Consider the following 17,697-nt stretch of genomic DNA (forward strand, 5'->3'; position numbering starts at 1 on the left):
TCTTATTCTCCTTTTTGAGCCTGAATCGCTTCCCGGATTTTGTCTTCGGTCTCTCTGGAATATTCCTTAAACGCGAAAGGATGCGGTTCGTAGAGAGCGATCAAGGAGGACTCGTTCCCCTTGCTGTCTTTTACTGTTTTTTGATTTAAGAATAGGATGTAATCTCCTTCGGGAGGAGCGGCCTTCAGCCATTTCCCCAAAAGTTCGGGGAAGATCATAAAACCGATTTCGAATTTAGCCGGAAGTTTTTCGGCGCCTTTCCAAGGTTTTAAAATTTCGACGGTGGCGGTCACCGAAATCGAAGTTTCGGAAATTTTTTTCTCGCGGACGTTCGTGATCCGAGTCAACGCGATATAATCTGAATTCTTAACCTGAGTTTCGAGCGTGGGAGGAGTGGGCACCGACCAAAGCGGCAATGTTATTATAAGTAAACCGATCCAAGCAAACGCTTTTAGATTCATCTTTGTCTCCATCTGGCCGATTCTTTTCGACCAAGGGTGAAGTATGAACCTTCAAATGGACACCGCAAGAAATTTTTTAATTTTTAAAAGCGTATGCGCGTTTCGTTTCTTTCCAAAGAAGCGAAAAAAATTTCGCGAACGGGAACTTTATAAAACGAACTTTCTAAGATCGAAGGAGAACCTCAATCTTCGAGATTGAAGGAAATCGGAACCCGATGCGACATCTTGGTCGGTCTTCCTTGAACGTATCCCGGACTCCAACGAGCCAGTTTCACGATCTTGATCGCCGCTTCGTCGAATCCGAATCCGGCTTTTCCGGAAGCGATCTTGGCTCCCTGCAAATTTCCTTGTTCGTCGATTTGCACGATCACCACGACTTGTTTGGAAACGATCCCGGCCGATTTCGCCTGCGGAGGGAAGAAATCTCTGAGATCAAAGTCGATGATCGGAGTCGGAGTTTTATCTCCGTTGTAAGAAAATAAGAATCCGTCCTTATCGGTTCCGTTTCCGGAAAGAGCGTTCGGATTGAGATCCTCGTCGATGGGATCATCCGCGTTTTGATTGGAACCTTCCACCCATTCCTGTTTTTCCACCGGAGCGGGAGAAGAAGTTCCTCCGATCAATTCGGGGGGAATGTCTTCCAAATCGACTTCTACGTCCTGAGCTTCCAAGTCGTCGGAAGAAATCTCCGACTCGGGAATGTACGTCGCGATGAAATACGCTCCGATCGTAAGGGAATGCAGGGCAAAGGACGCAATCAGACAAAAACGGAACAATCCGAATTCGACGATCTTCTGTTTGATTTCAGGAACGCTTACCATTCTATCTTTCCCGTTTTGTCTAACGTTTTACCGAAAGAGCAATTTTTGTGACGCCCGCTTTGCGGATCACTCCCATCGTTTCCGCGATCTTCCCGTAAGGAAGGGAAGAATCCGCCGAAAGAGTCAGACGCATATTCGGTCTGATCTTGGAATCCCGTTCGAGATGAGCCTTCAATCGTTCGATCGAAGTATCCGCTCCTTCCAAAAGAATCTTACCGTCCTTGGTCAAAGCGACCTGAACCGATTGAGCTACGTTCGGATCCGCGGCTTCCACTTTCGGAAGGTTGATGTTGATGGATTCTTTTTTTAAGAAGTTCGCGGTGACCATAAAGATCACCAGAAGAACCAGAATCACGTCCACCATCGGGGTGATATTGATATTGCCTATTTCTTCTCCGTCGCCGGAGGGAGCAGAGCCTGCCATATTCGAATTCTCCTTATTCTATTTCTTGCGAGAAAGACTTGCAAGAAACTCTCTGGAAAGAATCTCCAAATTTGCCTGAATCACTTTCAACTTACGGGTAAAATAGTTGTTCGCCATTACCACGGGAATCGCGACACCCAGACCTGCTGCGGTCGCCAAAAGAGCGGTGGAGATACTTCTCATTACGAACTCGGCTCCGGTGCTTCCTAAAGTTCCCAATCCGTAGAATGCCTTGATCACACCGAGAACCGTTCCCAAAAGACCGATAAACGGAGCGTTGTTTCCGAGAGTGTTCAGGATCGGAAGATGATTTTCCAAATCCACGCGTTCGCCGATGATTCTTCCTTCCTGCAGTTCGGAAAGAGCGTCGTGACCGACTTCGTAATGTTCCGCGGAAAACTGGGAAAACTTCGCGTAGACATTGCCCGGATTTTCCGAAGCTACGGTTTTAACCGCGCCGAAATCTCCCTTTCTGATTTCGGAAGTTAAGATGGGTAGAATTGCGTCCGTGTTTCTAAGACTTTTGCGAAAGATAAGAATTCTTTCGGTGCCTACTGCGAGAGCGACGATACTTGCTACGAGCATCACTATAAAGATGAACGTCTCGCCGTATTCAACTAAATACATAGTCATAATTTTGGATCCTCTAAATATTCTTTATTTTTTAAAACCGACATCAAAGTCACTCGATTTTCACCGTGTTCTTTTTTCAGAAGCTGTTCCTCATTCTCCCGAAATGCTCACACAGGTTTTTGTGCAGGAAAACGTTCCGGTGGAGAGTCCCGATATCTGAGAAAGCCCGCTTTCCCCGCAGGTTCCCGCGGAATTTTTATTCACCCAATACGAACGGTTGCAATCCATCACGCAGGCCTTGGCGCGGGGAGTAAACTTCGCGAATGTCGCGGAATTCACGAGGCTATTGCAGAAATTCTGATACGTTCCGATGGACGCGTCTCCTCCGCTGAACAAGGTTACGATCGCAAGTTCAGAAAGCGGAGTAGGCAGATCGGGAGCCTGATTCAAACAAGTCTGAGCCGCCTGCAAAGAAGCGACGCAAGACTGGATCGGGTCCGTAGGAGGCAGAAGCAGATACTGAAGAATCACTCTCTTTTCGTTATCCCGGTTGAAACTGTCGTCATCGTTCGGAAGGTTGTTACAGTTCCAAATTACGTACGCGATTACCAAAACGTTAAAAACGTTTCTTGTTATCTTTTTAAGAAGAGTGAACGGATTCCGTTTCATTAGAACTTCACCTCGATCCCGATGTTAAAGAAAGGAATGACCGTTCCGCCCGGAAGCGTCAGAGTTCCGAACGTCTGCGACGGTTTCGGGTTGGTCGCAGAGTAAGGACGCGTAACGTCGAAGTCTTGCCCGGCGACGTTCTGCCTCATATACACGTTGATCACTTCGAAGAACGTATTCACGTAACCCCATTCGTAGTTTAAGAATCGGTCGATCCGAATGTCCAACCTGTGATAGTCCGCCATACGTTTCGTGTTCGTATAATCCGCGAGATACGGGTTGTTCGCGGAAGTCGGAATCCAAATCGTTTGGTTGTTGGCCGGATTGGAAAATCTACCGCCGTCGTCCCCGACGATCGGAGTGATCGGCATGGAAGTCAGATAAGACCATCTCGCTCCGAACTGCCAATCCTGACTGAATCTCCAACCGAAAACCATGTTGATGATATGAGTTCGGTCGTAGTTGTATAAGGTTTCTTTCGAGTTGTGATAGGTCTGCGCGAGAAGCCTTTGTTCCGGTCCGGTCGCAACGGGAGCCATGATTCCGTCGGGCTTGTAAATATTAGGATTTCTGAATGTTTGCGACCAAGTGTAGGAAATCCATCCGAACCAATCTCTCGTTCCGGGCGCCGCGGTTTTGCGGATCACGAATTCGTATCCTCTGGAATGACCCGTTCCGTTGTTCGAATAGTTCAGAGGTTTGTTCAAGACGTAAGGTTGTAATACTCTTCCGTACTGATCCGCGTTCTTTCCGATAAAATCGGTGACATACGGATCGTCCACGATCAGATTGGAGAATTCCTGTTTGAATACTTCTCCCTTGACCTGCCAATCGGAAGTGACTTGTTGATCGATTCCCCCGCCGTATTTGAACGCCTTTTGAAACTTCAGGTGAGGGTTTCCGCTTTCTTCGGAGAATTGAGTCGTTAACGGAAAGTTAAAGTGATCTCCCGCACCTCCGAATACGGTGGTTCCCTTTCCGATTCCCTCGAACTTGTAGGAAAGTTGCGCCTTAGGACCCAAGGCCCCGTTTTTGATATAAGGGATGTAATCGTATCTCGCTCCCGGTTCAAAGAGCAAACCGCCGAACTTGAACTTCATCGTAGTATAAGCGTTGTAGTATTTGCTTCGTACCCGGTTCGTATCTTGGACGGTTCGAAAGTCGGGACTCGCCGTGTCATACGGGTTCGGGTCGGGGTTGTTCGGATCGGTTTGTTGGATCGTGCTTCCCGTCGTTTTGTAATTCAAGAAACGTACTTCGGAACCGAACTCCAGCGTGAAGTGCTTGTTCGGATCCCAATACGCGTCCTGACGAATCCCGTTGTAAGCCCCGCTTCCTCGTTGTTTTCCTTTGATGGAACCCAAGGAAACGTTGTAATCCACGAACGGATCGTAGCTGATAACCGTGATCCGATTGGAGAAGTTTTCGACCGGTCTCCAAGTATAACGAATCGCTTGTGTGCGATAGCCCTGGCCCGCGGAAAGATTTCCGCCCGCAAACGCGGCGAGCTGATCCTTGGTAGGGTCGTTCTGCGGTTTGGCGGGAGGATTGAGCGCAAAGTCGTCCTTTGCGGTCAAAGAATACAACGAGATTTGATGTTGATCGTTGAAGTTATAGACCATCTTCACTTGAGAATCGGTGTAGCGAGGCAGACGAACTCCGTCCGGAAGAAGACTTCCGCCCGACATGGTGCCTAACGTCTCGAACGTCTTGTCGATATAACCGACTTTCACCGCGCCGAGAATATAACCTTTCCCGCCCGCAAACGTGGTCTGGTAGTTCGCGGAAGCCGCCCAAAGAGAAGTCAAAAAATTTCCCTGAGAACGTTCCACCTTATCGGGAGATTCGATTTCGATCACCCCTCCGAGTGCGTTGTTGAAGTTCGCGGGGAGAACTCCCGTGTAAACGTCCATGGACTTGATCAAGTTCCCGTTGATCGTCGCGGTCAAACCGTCGAAGTGAAACGGATACAAGATCGGAAGATCGTCGTAGAGATAAAGGTTCGTGTTCGGGTCCGCGCCTCGGAAAACGTAGTTACTCGCACCGCCTCCGAAGGCGGAAACGGGAACCACGCCGGGAATCGTTTCGATCGCGCGGAGGGGTTCGCCGAATGTTCCCGGCATCCGTTTGATTTCCTCGAAGCGAAGTTTGGTACGGGACATGAGTTGTTTTTCCCGTTCACCCGTAACGTTGATTCCGCCTTTGGAAACTCCGCCGCCTGCGGAAGAAGCTTTGTCCGTATAAAGAACGACGGTTTCGGAAGTATCTCCGACCTCTTGTCGGATTTCCTGCATCCCGGTGTCTCTTAAGATCCGGAACGTGTATGTTCCGGGAGAAGGAACGACCGCTTGAAAGTAACCTTCCGCATCGGTCTGATAAAATTTCTTGGTTTCCGAAAGACGAACGGTGATGTTCGCTTCTCCCGCGCTTTTATTGCGGGAATAAACTCGGCCTCGAAAGGAAACTTCCGCAAAGACCTCCGCCATCGGAATCGTAAGGAAAATGAAAAATAAAAACGGAATCCGTTTTCCAAACTTCGCGGCTCGTTGTGTGGATCGTTCGAACATCTTCATCGTTTGCCTTACTGTATTTTAGTTTTTACGAATGTTTCCTGGAAGTTGAGATACCATGGAATATCGTCGAGAGGTTTGTCCACGTAGAGCAGAACACAGGCGAAAGGATAAGAAACAAAAGGACATTCCGATCTTGTGATCGCGATCGTGCATAGATCCAGATTTTTTTGCTGAACTTCTTCGAATATAATCGGGAAGGGCTGAGGAATCGGAGTTCCGCACTTGTTCGCCAAATAACTCGCCGCCGCATACATCTGACTCTGCGAATCTCCCGCAGAAACGACTTCCGGTCTCACACAGTTCTGAGCGAAAACCAGTGCGGTTAAAATCCAAACCAACGGGAGAATTCTCCCGCTCAAAACGAACGGTTTCGTTTTGAAAAAGAAAATCCGTTTTTTCAGAAGATTCCGAGAATGCGACCGAAGGTTCGTCGCAAAGCCGCATTTCCCAAAAACATTCAAAAAACGGAATGTATTGGCCGCGGCCGAGGGACGGCTCGAAAAAACATTCGGAGAGTTGAATAAACGATGTAAGAACATATCAATCCTTCTTTTTCCCGCCGACGGAAATTCCGCCGGACTCCTGGCCCGCATTGGAGGAACGTTTTCCGCCGCCTACGCTGATTCCTCCGGAAGAAGATTCCGATTTGGAATTTTCATCCTGAGATTGGGAAGCGGACGTTTCCGCGGTTTCTTTCTTGCGCTGCTCTTCCAATCTCAGTCGTTCGGATTCTTCCTTATTGCCGATCACGCTTCCTTTTACTTTCAAAACGGAAACCGTTCCCAAAGGAAACATAACGTGCGTTTCGTGCCAAACCTTGATGCCCACGAGACTTCTTCCGCCGGGAACTTTCTGGACCGCCTGACTCATCGCATAATCGATGCTAATCGGATTCGTGATCGGAATCAAACCGAACACGAAGAACGTGGAGGATTCTCCCTCCGCTTCTTCCAGAATGTCGTACCCGCTCGTGCGGATGATCGTTGCGGATTCGTAAATACCGGGGGAACGTACGCGTCCTCCCGGTTCGAACAAGGTCGCGCCCATACAATTCCCGAGAAGGGAAACGATCAAAACGGAAAAGAATCCTATGAGAAGATTCTTATTTTCTTTTTTTACCGTTCTGGTCATTTTGATCCTCGAATTTGATCGCTTCCGCATTGATATGCAGCCTGTTGATGGTGAGGAAAAGAAGAATGTATTTATCAGTCCAATAACGGATGTTGATGAGAGCGTCCGCTTCTTTTTCGGTCAACATCGCGGTAACGACCTTATCGATCGGAGGTTCGGAAAGAGGAACGCCGATGATCGCCATGTCGAACGTGTTCCAAGTTTTGTGACCTTCAACGGGACCGATCACCTTGTATTTGCGGTCCGCCACCGGAATATTACTCGTGGCGATTCCCGCCGACGAAGTCGCGCAATTCGCCAAAATCAAGGAAATCAAAAATACGGATAGAATTTGAAAAGCTTTCACGGTACCTGCCTGCAACCCAAGTTCGCTGATAATCCCGAGACGTTCTTTTTGTTTTTGTGTCCCAAGAACAGTATATCTACCAGATACTATCTGTCAGATACACATGCAAGAATAAATTTTTTCCTATGCGAATCGGATCGAATCCTTTTGATAAATTGTATTCTTCATTTTCCGAAAGGAATGACAATCTCATAGAAAAAAAGTTCCGTTTTTGGAAAAAATAGAATTCGAAAAAAGAGGTTTTAAAGGCGAGTGGCGATGATTTCGGGAACAAATTCCCGCTTGAGAAGGTCCGAAAAAACCTAACCCTGGAGCCGTTTGCGATATTCCGCGATCAACTTCTCCGCGGCTTGAAAGGAACTGATTCGATGACGACTAACTTTGTCTTCGAGATCCGCGTATAAATCCTTCATACGTGTATAAAAATCGCTCATCAAATGTTCCGAAACGGTTTCTTCCAACCAATACTTGGCCTGATTCGTTCTTCGAATCTCGAAGGTTCCGTTGGACTTTACGGTTTTCTCATATTCCTCGATTTGCTTCCAAATTTCTCCGATTCCCTCTCCGGTTAAAGAAGAACAGGAAAGAACTTTGGGAATCCAACCATTTTCGTGCGATGGAAAAAAGTGAATCGCGGATTGAGTTTCAATTCTCGTAGCCTCGGATCTTATTTTGTTGTCTCCGTCCGCTTTGGTTACGGCGAATAAATCCGCCATTTCCATAATGCCTCGTTTGATTCCTTGCAATTCGTCTCCGGCTCCCGCGATGAGAAGAAGCAAAAACAAATCCACCATGGAATGAACCGCCGTTTCGGATTGTCCGACTCCGACCGTTTCGACGAAGATCGTATCAAAACCAGCGGCCTCGCAGAGATAAATCGTTTCTCTCGTTTTACGCGCAACTCCGCCTAACGAATCTCCGGAGGGAGAAGGGCGGATGAACGCGGATTCGTTTCGGGAAAGTTCGGACATTCTCGTTTTGTCTCCGAGAATACTTCCTCCCGAGATTTGACTCGAAGGATCGATGGTCAGCACGGCCAACTTCCTTCCTTGAGAGATCGTATGCATCCCGAAGGACTCGATGAACGTGCTTTTTCCGACTCCGGGAATGCCCGTGATTCCGATGCGGATCGATTTACCGGAATGAGGAAGACATGCGTCTATGATTTTTTCCGCGAGTTCTTGGTGATCGGCACGAGCGCTTTCGACGAGCGTAATCGCACGGCTGAGCATTACGCGGTCCCCGGCGAGAATTCCTTTTACGAATGCTTCCGCGGATGGAAGAGCCTTTCTGGAAATTCCGGTGGATCGGATTCCTCCGCTCGAAGGAATCCCCGATTGTTCTCCAGAACTCAAAGACGATTCTTCCCTTAGGCGTTTACTTTAGAAGTTTCTAAATCTTGAATGAGAAGTTCCAGAATATCCGCGGCGGCCTTGGAAATTTTCGTTCCCGGTCCGAAGATGCCCGTAACTCCCGCCTTATAAAGAACGTCGTAGTCCTGCTGCGGAATCACTCCGCCCGCGATGACCATGATGTCTTCTCTTCCGAGTTTTTTCAGTTCGCCGATGACTTGCGGAACGAGGGTTTTATGACCCGCCGCCAAACTCGAAACTCCGAGAATATGCACGTCGTTTTCCACGGCTTGTTTGGCCGCTTCCGCAGGAGTTTGAAAGAGAGGTCCTATATCGACGTCGAATCCCATATCCGCAAAACTTGTGGAGATCACCTTCGCACCTCGGTCGTGTCCGTCCTGTCCCATCTTGGCGACCATGATTCTCGGACGACGCCCTTCCAAAGTAGCGAACTTGTCCGAAAGGGTTTTCGCTCGTTTGAAATCAGGATCGTCTTCGATTTCGGAGGAATACACACCCGAGATCGAACGAATCGTAGCTTGATATCTTCCGAATACTTTTTCCATAGCGTACGAAATTTCGCCGAGCGTCGCGCGTTTGCGGGCCGCGTCCACCGCGAGCGCGAGAAGATTTCCTTCCCCGCCTCCGGCGCATTTCGTGATCGCTTCGAGAGCGGAAGTCACGTCGGCGTTGTTTCGATTTTTCTTCAGTTCCTGCAATCGGCGGATCTGGGATTCGCGGACAGCAGTATTATCGATATCTAATATGTCTAAAGGCTTTTCTTCCTTCGCCTTGTATCGGTTGACTCCGACGATCACGTCTCTTCCGGAATCGATCTTGGCTTGTTTACGGGCGGCGGCTTCCTCGATTCTCATTTTCGGAATTCCGGTTTCGATCGCCTTTGCGATTCCGCCCAACTTCTCGACTTCTTCGATCAGTTCCCAAGCGCGGTGCGCGAGAGAATGCGTCAAAGATTCCACGTAATACGAACCGCCCCAAGGATCGACGACACGATGAATGTTCGTTTCTTCTTGGAGAAAGATCTGCGTGTTTCTTGCAATTCTCGCGGAGAAGTCGGTCGGAAGCGCGATCGCTTCGTCGAGCGCGTTTGTGTGAAGCGATTGCGTGTGGCCGAGAGCCGCAGCCAATGCTTCGATGCAAGTTCTTGCTACGTTGTTGAACGGATCTTGTTCGGTCAAACTCCAACCCGAAGTCTGACAATGGGTTCTGAGTGCGAGAGACTTTAGATTCTTAGGATTGAATTGTTTTACGAGTTTCGCCCAGAGAAGACGTCCGGCCCTCATCTTTGCGATTTCCATAAAGTGATTCATTCCGATCGCCCAGAAAAAAGACAAACGAGGAGCGAACGTATCCACGTCCATTCCCGCTTTGATCCCGGTTCTGAGATATTCCAGACCGTCTGCGAGAGTGTAGGCGAGTTCGATGTCCGCCGTAGCCCCCGCTTCCTGCATGTGATACCCCGAAATCGAGATCGAGTTGAACTTGGGCATAAAGTCCGAAGTGTATTTGAAGATGTCGGCGATGATCTTCATCGAAGGAGAAGGCGGATAAATATACGTGTTCCGCACCATGAATTCTTTCAGAATGTCGTTCTGAATCGTTCCCGAGAGTTTATCGGCGCTGACACCTTGTTCCTCGGCGGCTACGATATAAAACGCTAATATAGGAATCACCGCTCCGTTCATCGTCATCGATACGGACATTTGATCCAGAGGAATCTGATCGAAGAGAATCTTCATATCGAGGATCGAATCGATCGCAACACCGGCCTTACCGACGTCGCCGACCACGCGCTCATGATCGGAATCGTATCCTCTGTGAGTCGCCAAGTCGAAGGCGACCGAAAGGCCTTTTTGTCCAGCGGCTAAGTTTCTACGATAGAATGCGTTGGATTCTTCCGCTGTGGAAAAACCCGCGTACTGACGAATCGTCCAAGGTTGTTGGACATACATCGTGGAATAAGGACCGCGCAAATACGGTGGAATTCCCGCTGCGTAGTCGAGGTGTTCCATCTTTGCGATGTCTTCCGCGGTATAAACCGGTTTTACGGGAATTTTTTCGGGAGTATTCCACAGGGTTTGTTCGATGGAAGTAAACCCTAAATCACCGAGTGCGGACTTCTCCCAATCGGATTTGGAAATCTTTCCGTTTTCCTGTGGCGCATAACGTTTTGGGTCAAAACTCGGACGTTTCATTGGATGCCCAGCCTTTTCTGAATGGACTTCAGAGTTTCTAAATGTTGGGATTTGACGTGGATGAAAAATTCGATCCCTTTGGATTTCAGAGAATCGATTTGTTCCGTCGGATTTCCCGCTACGATTCCGATTAAATTCGGGTATTGTTTTTTCAAAACCGCAAAGGTAGAATCCACAAAACCCACGACCTCTTCGTCGCTCGTGCAGAAGACCACGACATCGGCGTTCGTTTCTTTCAAACCTTGCAAGGCTTCTTCCGGAGTGGAATAACTTCCCGGATCGACGACCTTGGTTCCCGCGCAAGCGAGAAAGTTTTGGGAGAAGATCGTGCGCGCCTTTTTCATCTTCAGATCGCCCATCGGCAAAAGAAGGACGGTCGGAGTTTTACCCGACTTCTTCGCATAGGCTTCCGTTTTCAAACGGATCTCTTCGATTCCGGCACCGGCTCTAAATTCGGCGATCGTTTCGCAAACGATTTCGCCCGCCACGCTTTCGATATCGCCTAACGTTTTGCTTTGATTGAGTTCGGGAACCCGATCTTCTCCGTTCGGATATTGATTGGTTCCGAGAAGAATTTCCTTACGGTTCGCGAGATTCTCCTCTTTCTTCTTTCGGGACTCGGAAATTTTCTTTTGAAGGATTCCTTTTTTGACGGCTTCGAGAAATCCGCCCGCGGATTCGATCTCGCAGAAAATTTCCCAAGCCTTTTTGGTGATCGAATCGGTGAGCGATTCGAGATAATACGAACCTGCGGCGGGATCGACCACCTTGTCCACGTGCGATTCGTGCTTCATCAGAAGCTGGATGTTTCTCGCGATTCTCAGAGAGAAGGAATCGCCCGTTTTCAACACGCTGTCATACGGAGAAACGCTGATCACTTCGCAACCGCCGATCGCTGCGGACATCGCCTCGGTCGTAGCGCGAAGCATATTCACGTTTGGATCATACGCGCTGTAATTGTAACGGCATGTCTGCGCGCTTAAAAATGCGTGTTGTGAAGATTCTTCCTTGGGGCCGAATTCTCGGATGATTTCGGACCAAAGAATTCTCGCGGCGCGGAACTTTGCGATTTCCAAAAAGTAATCCGGTCCGATGGAGAATTCGAACATCAACTGGGAAGCGATCGTATCCACGGACATTCCCGCTTCTCGAAGTTGTTGCACGTATTCCGCCGCGGCCGCCAATGTAAACGCGAGTTCTTCCGAAATCGTGGAGCCGCCGTCCCGGAACGTGGAGGAGGTCACCGACAAACCTCTGTAATGCGGCCAAGAGGAAGCGAACGTTTCTAAAATTTCTTTGAGACCCGCGATGGAATGTTTTCCCGATCTTCCGTGTTTGAGAAGAATTCGATACGGATCGTATCCAAGTCCTCCGACAAGAACCTTGCCCTTCGGAAGCCAAGAGAAAATTTCCGGTGAACGTTCTTCCGCGATAAAGTGAAGCGTCACCTGATCGAAGGGGAGTCCGTCGATCAGCGCTTCCAGATCCTTGGAAGAATTTACGGGAATTCCGCGTTGCGGAGTCGTTTTATTTTCGATGATAAATCCGATCGCCGTAACTCCGTTGGCCGCCGCTTCTTTGGCGAGTTGATTGGCTTGGGCCACCGTCGGAGAATCGAAGTCCTGACGGATGCTCCAATCCTGCACGAGCTTGCGTGTGGATCTTGCAAACGGAAAGGTTCCGGGAAGATTGGAAGTCAGCCATTGTTTGTCGGCGATATCGTCCTTGGTATAAACGGGTTGGATCTTAAACCCTTCCGCGGTTTCCCAAACTAACTTCTTCTCAAAGTCGGCGCCCTTGAGATCTTTTTGAATGAGTGCAATCCAGGATTCCCGAGTGACAGGCGGGAAGTCCGTAAATAGTTTCTGGTCTGCCATTTGATTTTTTCTCTTTGATCGAGACTTTTACAAGGCTCTCTTTCTAGGGAACCCTGCAAGACTGGCGTGTAAAGTCAAAAACCCGTCCTCAATTCTCATTTTTGGTTTTGAGGTAATGGGGGATCGAGGCCAAAATCGAAAGCGTAAGAGTTCCCACAATCACTCCTAAAGAAACCAAAATCGGAATGTGAACCTCGTGTCCGAAAACGTACGGCGAAAAAAGCGGAAGCAACAGCTTGATTCCTACGAACGCGAGAAGAACGCTAACGCCCCGTTTCAAAAAGATAAACAGCTCCATCACGCCTGAAAGCATAAAATACAGGGAACGAAGTCCGAGGATCGCGAAGATATTGGAAGTATAAACGATAAACGCATCCGTCGTGATCGAAAAGATCGCGGGAATCGAATCGAGCGCGAACATGATATCGCTGAACTCAACAATGAGCAGAGTGATGAAGGTGGAAGTAAACACATACTTTCCGTGTTCGGTCACGACGAACTTTTCGGGATGGTGCGCCTGACTCATCGGAAGAAACTTTTTCGCGAACTTGATCACGGGAGAAGATTCCGGATGAAAGTCTTCGTCTTCCTGATGCGTGAACATCTTCGCGGCGGTATAAAGAAGAAGAATTCCGAACAAGTAGAGAATCCAGTTGAACTGAGAAATCAATCCGGCGCCGATAAAAATCATGATCGCGCGGAAAATCAACGCGCCGATGATTCCCCATTTCAAAATCAGAGGTTGATACTGAGGCGTTATCCGAAACTTCTGAAAGATCATGATAAAGACGAAGAGGTTATCCACCGAAAGGGAATATTCCAAAAGATATCCGGTGATGAATTCGAGGGCCTTCGTTTTACCGCGCTCCGGATCGTTCGGAGCCTGATCCATCACGTAGATCAAAATGCTAAACGAAATCGCGAGACTGAACCAGAAGAGAGACCAGTAAACGGATTCTCGGAGAGGAATTTTGTGGGCTCTTTTGTTTAAAACGAAGAGATCCAGATAAACGAGAAGACCTAAAACCACCGTGAAGATAACGACTAAGACGAATTCTCCCGAACTCCAATATCCCATAATCCCTCTATGTTTTCCGATTCTTGGATGACAGAATCGTAGCTCTGTACAAAATTACAATCCCAATTCCCAGAAAGAAGGCTCAGATGATTTTACTCTTATTTTCGATCACCGCTTTGATTCAATTGCTCGTTTCCTATTTTTTTCCGGGCGAAGTCGCTCTCAAATTGGCGACCAAAGTCATACCGATTCTCATTTTGATTTTCTTTTCTTTCTTGGAAGGCAAGTGGAGGGACCGCTCCGGAAAATACATCTTCGTAGGCTTGATCTTTTCCTTGTTCGGAGATACGTTTTTAGGTCTTCCCGGAAACTATTTCGTCTTCGGACTCGGATCGTTTCTCGTAGCGCAGATTTTATATTCGATCGGATTCTCCGTGGGAAATCCGGTAAACCTCGTTCGGCTGATTCCGTACTTTGCGTTCGGAATTTCTTTCTACACTTGGATTCTTCCGGGAATCGGAAGTTCGCTTTATATTCCCGTCGCGGCGTACGTCTCCGCGATCTGCGTGATGGGTTGGAGAGCGTCCGCCAGAGAATGTCCGAGAGCGGAATATTGGAAATCGTTTGCGGGTTCCTCTCTTTTTATTCTTTCGGACAGTCTAATCGCGATGGGGAAGTTCGCGGGACTTCCGATTCCTTTGATCGGAACTTGGATCATGCTGACGTACTACGCCGCGCAGTTCCTCATCTATGAATCCGTGGAAGAAAATTAAATAATTATTGATTCAGTCTGTAACATAACTAAGATAGCTAAGAAATCGGGAGGAATCTTATTATGAATATTAAACCTTTAAAAGAAACGACATTTTTGGAAGCGGTAGCGGCCGCGATCCAACACGAAAAAGATTACTTCGAATTTTATATGAGTACGTATGAAAAGCTTCCTCCCGGTGACACAAAGGAACTTTTCGAAAGACTCGCGGAAGAAGTGGACGATCATATCAAGTTCATCACGGAGTTGTACGAACAAGCGGAAGGATCGGAACTCCCGAACTTGAAACAACTCACAGCGATTCATAAGTTTCACGAGACGACTCTTCAAAAACTGATGAACAAGGTGGAGAGAACCATTTCGGGTCCGGGGACAAGAGACGCGCACGAAGCGCTCGAACTGGCGATCCGCGAAGCGGAGAATGCGGTTTCTTTCTATGAAAAACTCGCGAACAAGTTCGACGACGTGAACATCAAATCTCTTTTCACGAAACTCAAGGACTACAATCACAACTATCAGTCTCTTCTGGAAACGGAATTGAACGGCTTGGATCAATCCGGTTCGGGACAACAAGGAACGTTCTTTTGGGACGAACAAGCGGAAGAAGTCGCGAAGGCGGAATCCAAACCTTCCAAGACCGCGTCCGCTCCGAAGAAACCGAAGGCCGCGGCGCCCGCTTCCAAACCCGCTCCTGCCGCTAAGCCGGCGCCCGTAGCAAAACCGACTCCGGCTGCAAAACCCGCAGCGTCTACGGCGTCCGCAAAGAAAGCGGCTCCCGCACCGAAAAAGGCGGCGAGCAAATCCAAACCCGTTGCGAAAAAGGCTGCGCCTAAAAAGAAAGCCGCAGTGAAAAAAGCGGCGGCAAAACCGAAAAAGGCGGTTAAGAAGACCGTCAAGAAAGCGGCTCCGAAAAAGAAAACCGCGGCAAAGGCTAAGAAGAAAAGGTAATCGATTTCATGCAGCCCACCACGATCACCGATTGGAAAGAAATCCAAGATCTGTATCCCGTCAATCAGGAGATGATCTGGTTGAACAATTGCGGGACGACTCCCTGCAATGTGAATACGATCCAAACGGTCGGAGAATATTTGGAAGGATACGCCCGCAAGGGAGTACTTACCGAAGTCCGTAAATACGCTTCCGTAAAACATGCGATTCGTAAGATCGTGGCGGGACTCATCAACTGCGACGTGGAAGAACTGTGCGTCATCCACAACACCAACGAAGGAATGAACTTTCTTTCACTCGGTTTTCAACTGAAACCGGGAGACGAGATTCTCCTGTTGGAAAACGAATACCCGAGCAATATTTATCCTTGGGAACATTGGAAAGAGAAGGGCGTAAACCTGGGATTCATTCCGATGGCAACCACGCCCGATCAGTTTCTGGAGAACGTTAAGTCCTCCGTCGGACCTAAAACCAAAATCGTCTCCCTTTCGGCGGTTCACTGGTGCACGGGAATGCCGTTTCCTTTGGAAGAAATCGGAACGTTTTTGGACGAGAAGGGCATCGAATTCGTGTTAGACGGAGCGCAAGGTGTGGGACTTGTTCCCATCGACGTTCGTAAAATGAAGTTGAAATACATCGCGTTCCCCGCTTGGAAATGGCTCTTGGGTCCGCTGGGTTTGGGAATGTTGTACATCCAACAAGACCGTATCGACACGCTCGCATTTCCGTTTAAAGGAACCGGTTCCGTGGTCAACGACGAAGTGTATTTACCGTATCGGGCGGAACTCAAACCGGGAGCGGATCGTTACGAAATTTCCAGCGGCAACTTTATTGATTGGGTTTACTTTCAATCCACGCTGGAAATGCTCCACAAGATCGGATTTCATTCGGTCATGGAAAGAATCTACGAGCTTGCGGATTACCTCTCCGAAGGAATGAAGAACGTCGGATTCCAAATGGAACTCGATCATTTTCCGGACAACAGAACCGGAATCGTGGTCGGTTACAAGGAAGGAATTCCGATGGATGAACTCGTTTCCTATCTCAAGAAGAACGGAGTGATGTGCGCGCTTCGATTGGGCAAGGTTCGTTTTTCTCCGCATATCTATAACCGAAAAGATCAGCTCGATCGGGTTGTGGAACTTCTCGGAAGTTTTCCGGGCTGATTGTCCGAGGATCTATTTGTCGGTAGTACAACGATTTTTAGTAAAAGGCGCGCCCCACCCTGATTTTGGGCGGAGGGGTGGGTGGCGGAAAAATCACAGCAAATTTTTCTTTATCAGAAAATCATACTTTTTGCAAGTAGAAACTATGATTCTTGTCGGAACTCTTGCAAAAACCCTTCCGTGTAATCCTAAACCTCGATGAAGACAACCCGACTGCGGAAAATCGGAGAAATCGGCACGCTGCTATTCCCGGTCTGGGTTATAACCGGATCGGTTCTGTCCTTTTTCTTTCCCCAATGGTTTACTTGGTTTACCGGGCCTTGGATCACGTACGGGCTCGGTTTTACGATGCTCGGAATGGGAATCACTCTTTTACCCCAGGACTTCCGAGACGTTTTTCAAACCCCGGTCCCGGTGCTGGCAGGGGTCATATTGCAATATACGGTGATGCCTCTGTCCGGCTGGGGAATCGGAATTCTTCTCGATTTACCCGCGCCGTTGGCGACCGGATTGATCGTTGTATCTTGTTGTCCCGGAGGTGTTGCGTCTAACGTAATCACCTATCTCGCAAAAGGGGATCTTGCTTTATCGGTTTCGATGACCGCGTCTTCCACGATTCTATCGGTTTTTATGACCCCGCTTTTGACGCTCTTGCTCATCGGAAAAGGCGTGGAAGCGTCGGCGAGCGGGCTATTTTTGGATACGTTCCAAGTCGTGATTTTACCGGTCGCGCTCGGTGTTCTGCTCAACTTTTATCTCCCGGAAATTTCCAAAAGAATCCAAACGGTTTCTCCGTTGATCGCGGTTCTTCTCATTACGATGATCGTATCTTCGATCTTGGGAGCGGGAAGAGAAAAGATTCTTCAGTCGGCCGGAAGATTGATCGTAGCCGTGGTCGGTCTGCATTCGTCCGGATTCTTTTTCGGTTATATTCTTTCCTGGCTTTTCATCCGAAAACAAAAAACTTCCAGAACGATTTCCATCGAAGTAGGCATGCAAAACTCCGGATTGGGAGTCGTTCTTTCCAGAAATAATTTTCCGGACCCGTTGGTTGCCATACCCGCCGCGATTTCCAGTTTGGTGCATTCCTTGATCGGAAGTTTGCTCGCCGCTTTCTGGAGAAAATCCAAACCGGACGAGGATGTTCGCTAAGGATTTTCGGCATCGGCTGTTCCGGTCCTTTCTCCAATCGGCATTTGCTCTCGGTTCCTTCTCTTTTATGGAACGCTCATTCCTTTTTCCGTTTATCAAAATATCGTTTTCTTGGGGTAAGGGAATTTCTCTTCTTTCTTTATAAACCTGATCGTTTCAAAAACATTACAAATGTAACGAACCGAAACTTCAAACCGT

At 48.4% G+C, this 17,697-nt stretch carries 17 protein-coding genes; 4 read left to right on the top strand and 13 right to left on the bottom strand.

Annotated elements, in window-relative coordinates; translation table 11 throughout:
• Positions 1 to 2 precede the first annotated feature (2 nt).
• The 13 genes from DLM76_RS16655 to DLM76_RS16715 form a co-directional block, all read right to left on the bottom strand.
• On the bottom strand, positions 3 to 461 hold the full coding sequence (locus DLM76_RS16655; RefSeq protein ID WP_118957149.1) for an LIC_20196 family exoprotein: 459 nt from the start codon (positions 459 to 461) through the stop codon (positions 3 to 5).
• Positions 462 to 643: 182 nt separating this feature from the next.
• A complete protein-coding gene (locus DLM76_RS16660; protein WP_118957148.1) occupies positions 644 to 1,282 on the bottom strand; it encodes an energy transducer TonB in 639 nt (212 codons plus the stop codon).
• Between the two features lie 19 nt (positions 1,283 to 1,301).
• Positions 1,302 to 1,706 carry an ExbD/TolR family protein gene (locus tag DLM76_RS16665; protein ID WP_118957147.1) on the bottom strand — a complete coding sequence of 135 codons (405 nt, stop codon included), beginning with the start codon at positions 1,704 to 1,706 and terminating at the stop codon, positions 1,302 to 1,304.
• A gap of 18 nt (positions 1,707 to 1,724) precedes the next feature.
• A complete protein-coding gene (locus DLM76_RS16670; RefSeq protein WP_118957146.1) occupies positions 1,725 to 2,339 on the bottom strand; it encodes a MotA/TolQ/ExbB proton channel family protein in 615 nt (204 codons plus the stop codon).
• A gap of 90 nt (positions 2,340 to 2,429) precedes the next feature.
• On the bottom strand, positions 2,430 to 2,948 hold the full coding sequence (locus tag DLM76_RS16675; RefSeq protein ID WP_118957145.1) for a hypothetical protein: 519 nt from the start codon (positions 2,946 to 2,948) through the stop codon (positions 2,430 to 2,432).
• Positions 2,948 to 5,521, bottom strand: a complete 2,574-nt coding sequence (locus DLM76_RS16680) for a TonB-dependent receptor plug domain-containing protein (RefSeq protein ID WP_118965890.1) — start codon at positions 5,519 to 5,521, stop codon at positions 2,948 to 2,950. Before DLM76_RS16680 ends, DLM76_RS16675 begins: the two co-directional genes overlap by 1 nt.
• Before the next feature lie 8 nt (positions 5,522 to 5,529).
• Positions 5,530 to 5,880 (bottom strand): hypothetical protein, encoded by a 351-nt coding sequence (locus tag DLM76_RS16685; RefSeq protein WP_241548275.1) that lies wholly within the window; start codon positions 5,878 to 5,880, stop codon positions 5,530 to 5,532.
• A 181-nt stretch (positions 5,881 to 6,061) separates the two neighbouring features.
• Positions 6,062 to 6,652 carry a hypothetical protein gene (locus DLM76_RS16690; protein ID WP_118957143.1) on the bottom strand — a complete coding sequence of 197 codons (591 nt, stop codon included), beginning with the start codon at positions 6,650 to 6,652 and terminating at the stop codon, positions 6,062 to 6,064.
• Positions 6,624 to 6,998, bottom strand: coding sequence for an LIC20211 family lipoprotein (locus tag DLM76_RS16695; RefSeq protein WP_118966081.1), 375 nt, complete (start codon positions 6,996 to 6,998; stop codon positions 6,624 to 6,626). The genes DLM76_RS16690 and DLM76_RS16695 overlap by 29 nt, the downstream gene beginning before the upstream one ends.
• Positions 6,999 to 7,300: 302 nt before the next feature.
• Positions 7,301 to 8,353 (bottom strand): methylmalonyl Co-A mutase-associated GTPase MeaB, encoded by a 1,053-nt coding sequence (meaB, locus tag DLM76_RS16700; protein ID WP_118957142.1) that lies wholly within the window; start codon positions 8,351 to 8,353, stop codon positions 7,301 to 7,303.
• Positions 8,354 to 8,367: 14 nt separating this feature from the next.
• The gene (scpA, locus tag DLM76_RS16705) at positions 8,368 to 10,566 is read right to left on the bottom strand and encodes a methylmalonyl-CoA mutase (RefSeq protein WP_118957141.1); all 2,199 of its coding nucleotides are present in this window, start codon (positions 10,564 to 10,566) and stop codon (positions 8,368 to 8,370) included.
• Positions 10,563 to 12,443, bottom strand: a complete 1,881-nt coding sequence (locus DLM76_RS16710) for a methylmalonyl-CoA mutase family protein (protein WP_118965891.1) — start codon at positions 12,441 to 12,443, stop codon at positions 10,563 to 10,565. Before DLM76_RS16710 ends, scpA begins: the two co-directional genes overlap by 4 nt.
• An 88-nt stretch (positions 12,444 to 12,531) precedes the next feature.
• On the bottom strand, positions 12,532 to 13,521 hold the full coding sequence (locus DLM76_RS16715; RefSeq protein WP_118957139.1) for a TerC family protein: 990 nt from the start codon (positions 13,519 to 13,521) through the stop codon (positions 12,532 to 12,534).
• A gap of 86 nt (positions 13,522 to 13,607) precedes the next feature.
• Between DLM76_RS16715 and DLM76_RS16720 the strand changes: the two genes are divergently transcribed.
• The 4 genes from DLM76_RS16720 to DLM76_RS16735 all read left to right on the top strand — a co-directional run bounded on the left by DLM76_RS16720 (position 13,608) and on the right by DLM76_RS16735 (position 17,499).
• Positions 13,608 to 14,234: a lysoplasmalogenase gene (locus DLM76_RS16720; RefSeq protein WP_118965892.1), complete on the top strand. Its 627-nt coding sequence runs from the start codon at positions 13,608 to 13,610 to the stop codon at positions 14,232 to 14,234.
• A 62-nt stretch (positions 14,235 to 14,296) separates the two neighbouring features.
• The gene (locus DLM76_RS16725; protein WP_118957137.1) at positions 14,297 to 15,181 is read left to right on the top strand and encodes a ferritin-like domain-containing protein; all 885 of its coding nucleotides are present in this window, start codon (positions 14,297 to 14,299) and stop codon (positions 15,179 to 15,181) included.
• An 8-nt stretch (positions 15,182 to 15,189) separates the two neighbouring features.
• Positions 15,190 to 16,347: an aminotransferase class V-fold PLP-dependent enzyme gene (locus DLM76_RS16730; RefSeq protein WP_118957136.1), complete on the top strand. Its 1,158-nt coding sequence runs from the start codon at positions 15,190 to 15,192 to the stop codon at positions 16,345 to 16,347.
• A gap of 198 nt (positions 16,348 to 16,545) precedes the next feature.
• Entirely contained in the window at positions 16,546 to 17,499 is a 954-nt protein-coding gene (locus DLM76_RS16735; protein ID WP_118965893.1) for a bile acid:sodium symporter family protein, read from the top strand.
• The last annotated feature ends 198 nt before the right edge of the window (positions 17,500 to 17,697 follow it).

It is taken from the genome of Leptospira yasudae (genome assembly GCF_003545925.1).
GTDB classification, from domain to species: Bacteria; Spirochaetota; Leptospiria; order Leptospirales; family Leptospiraceae; genus Leptospira; species Leptospira yasudae.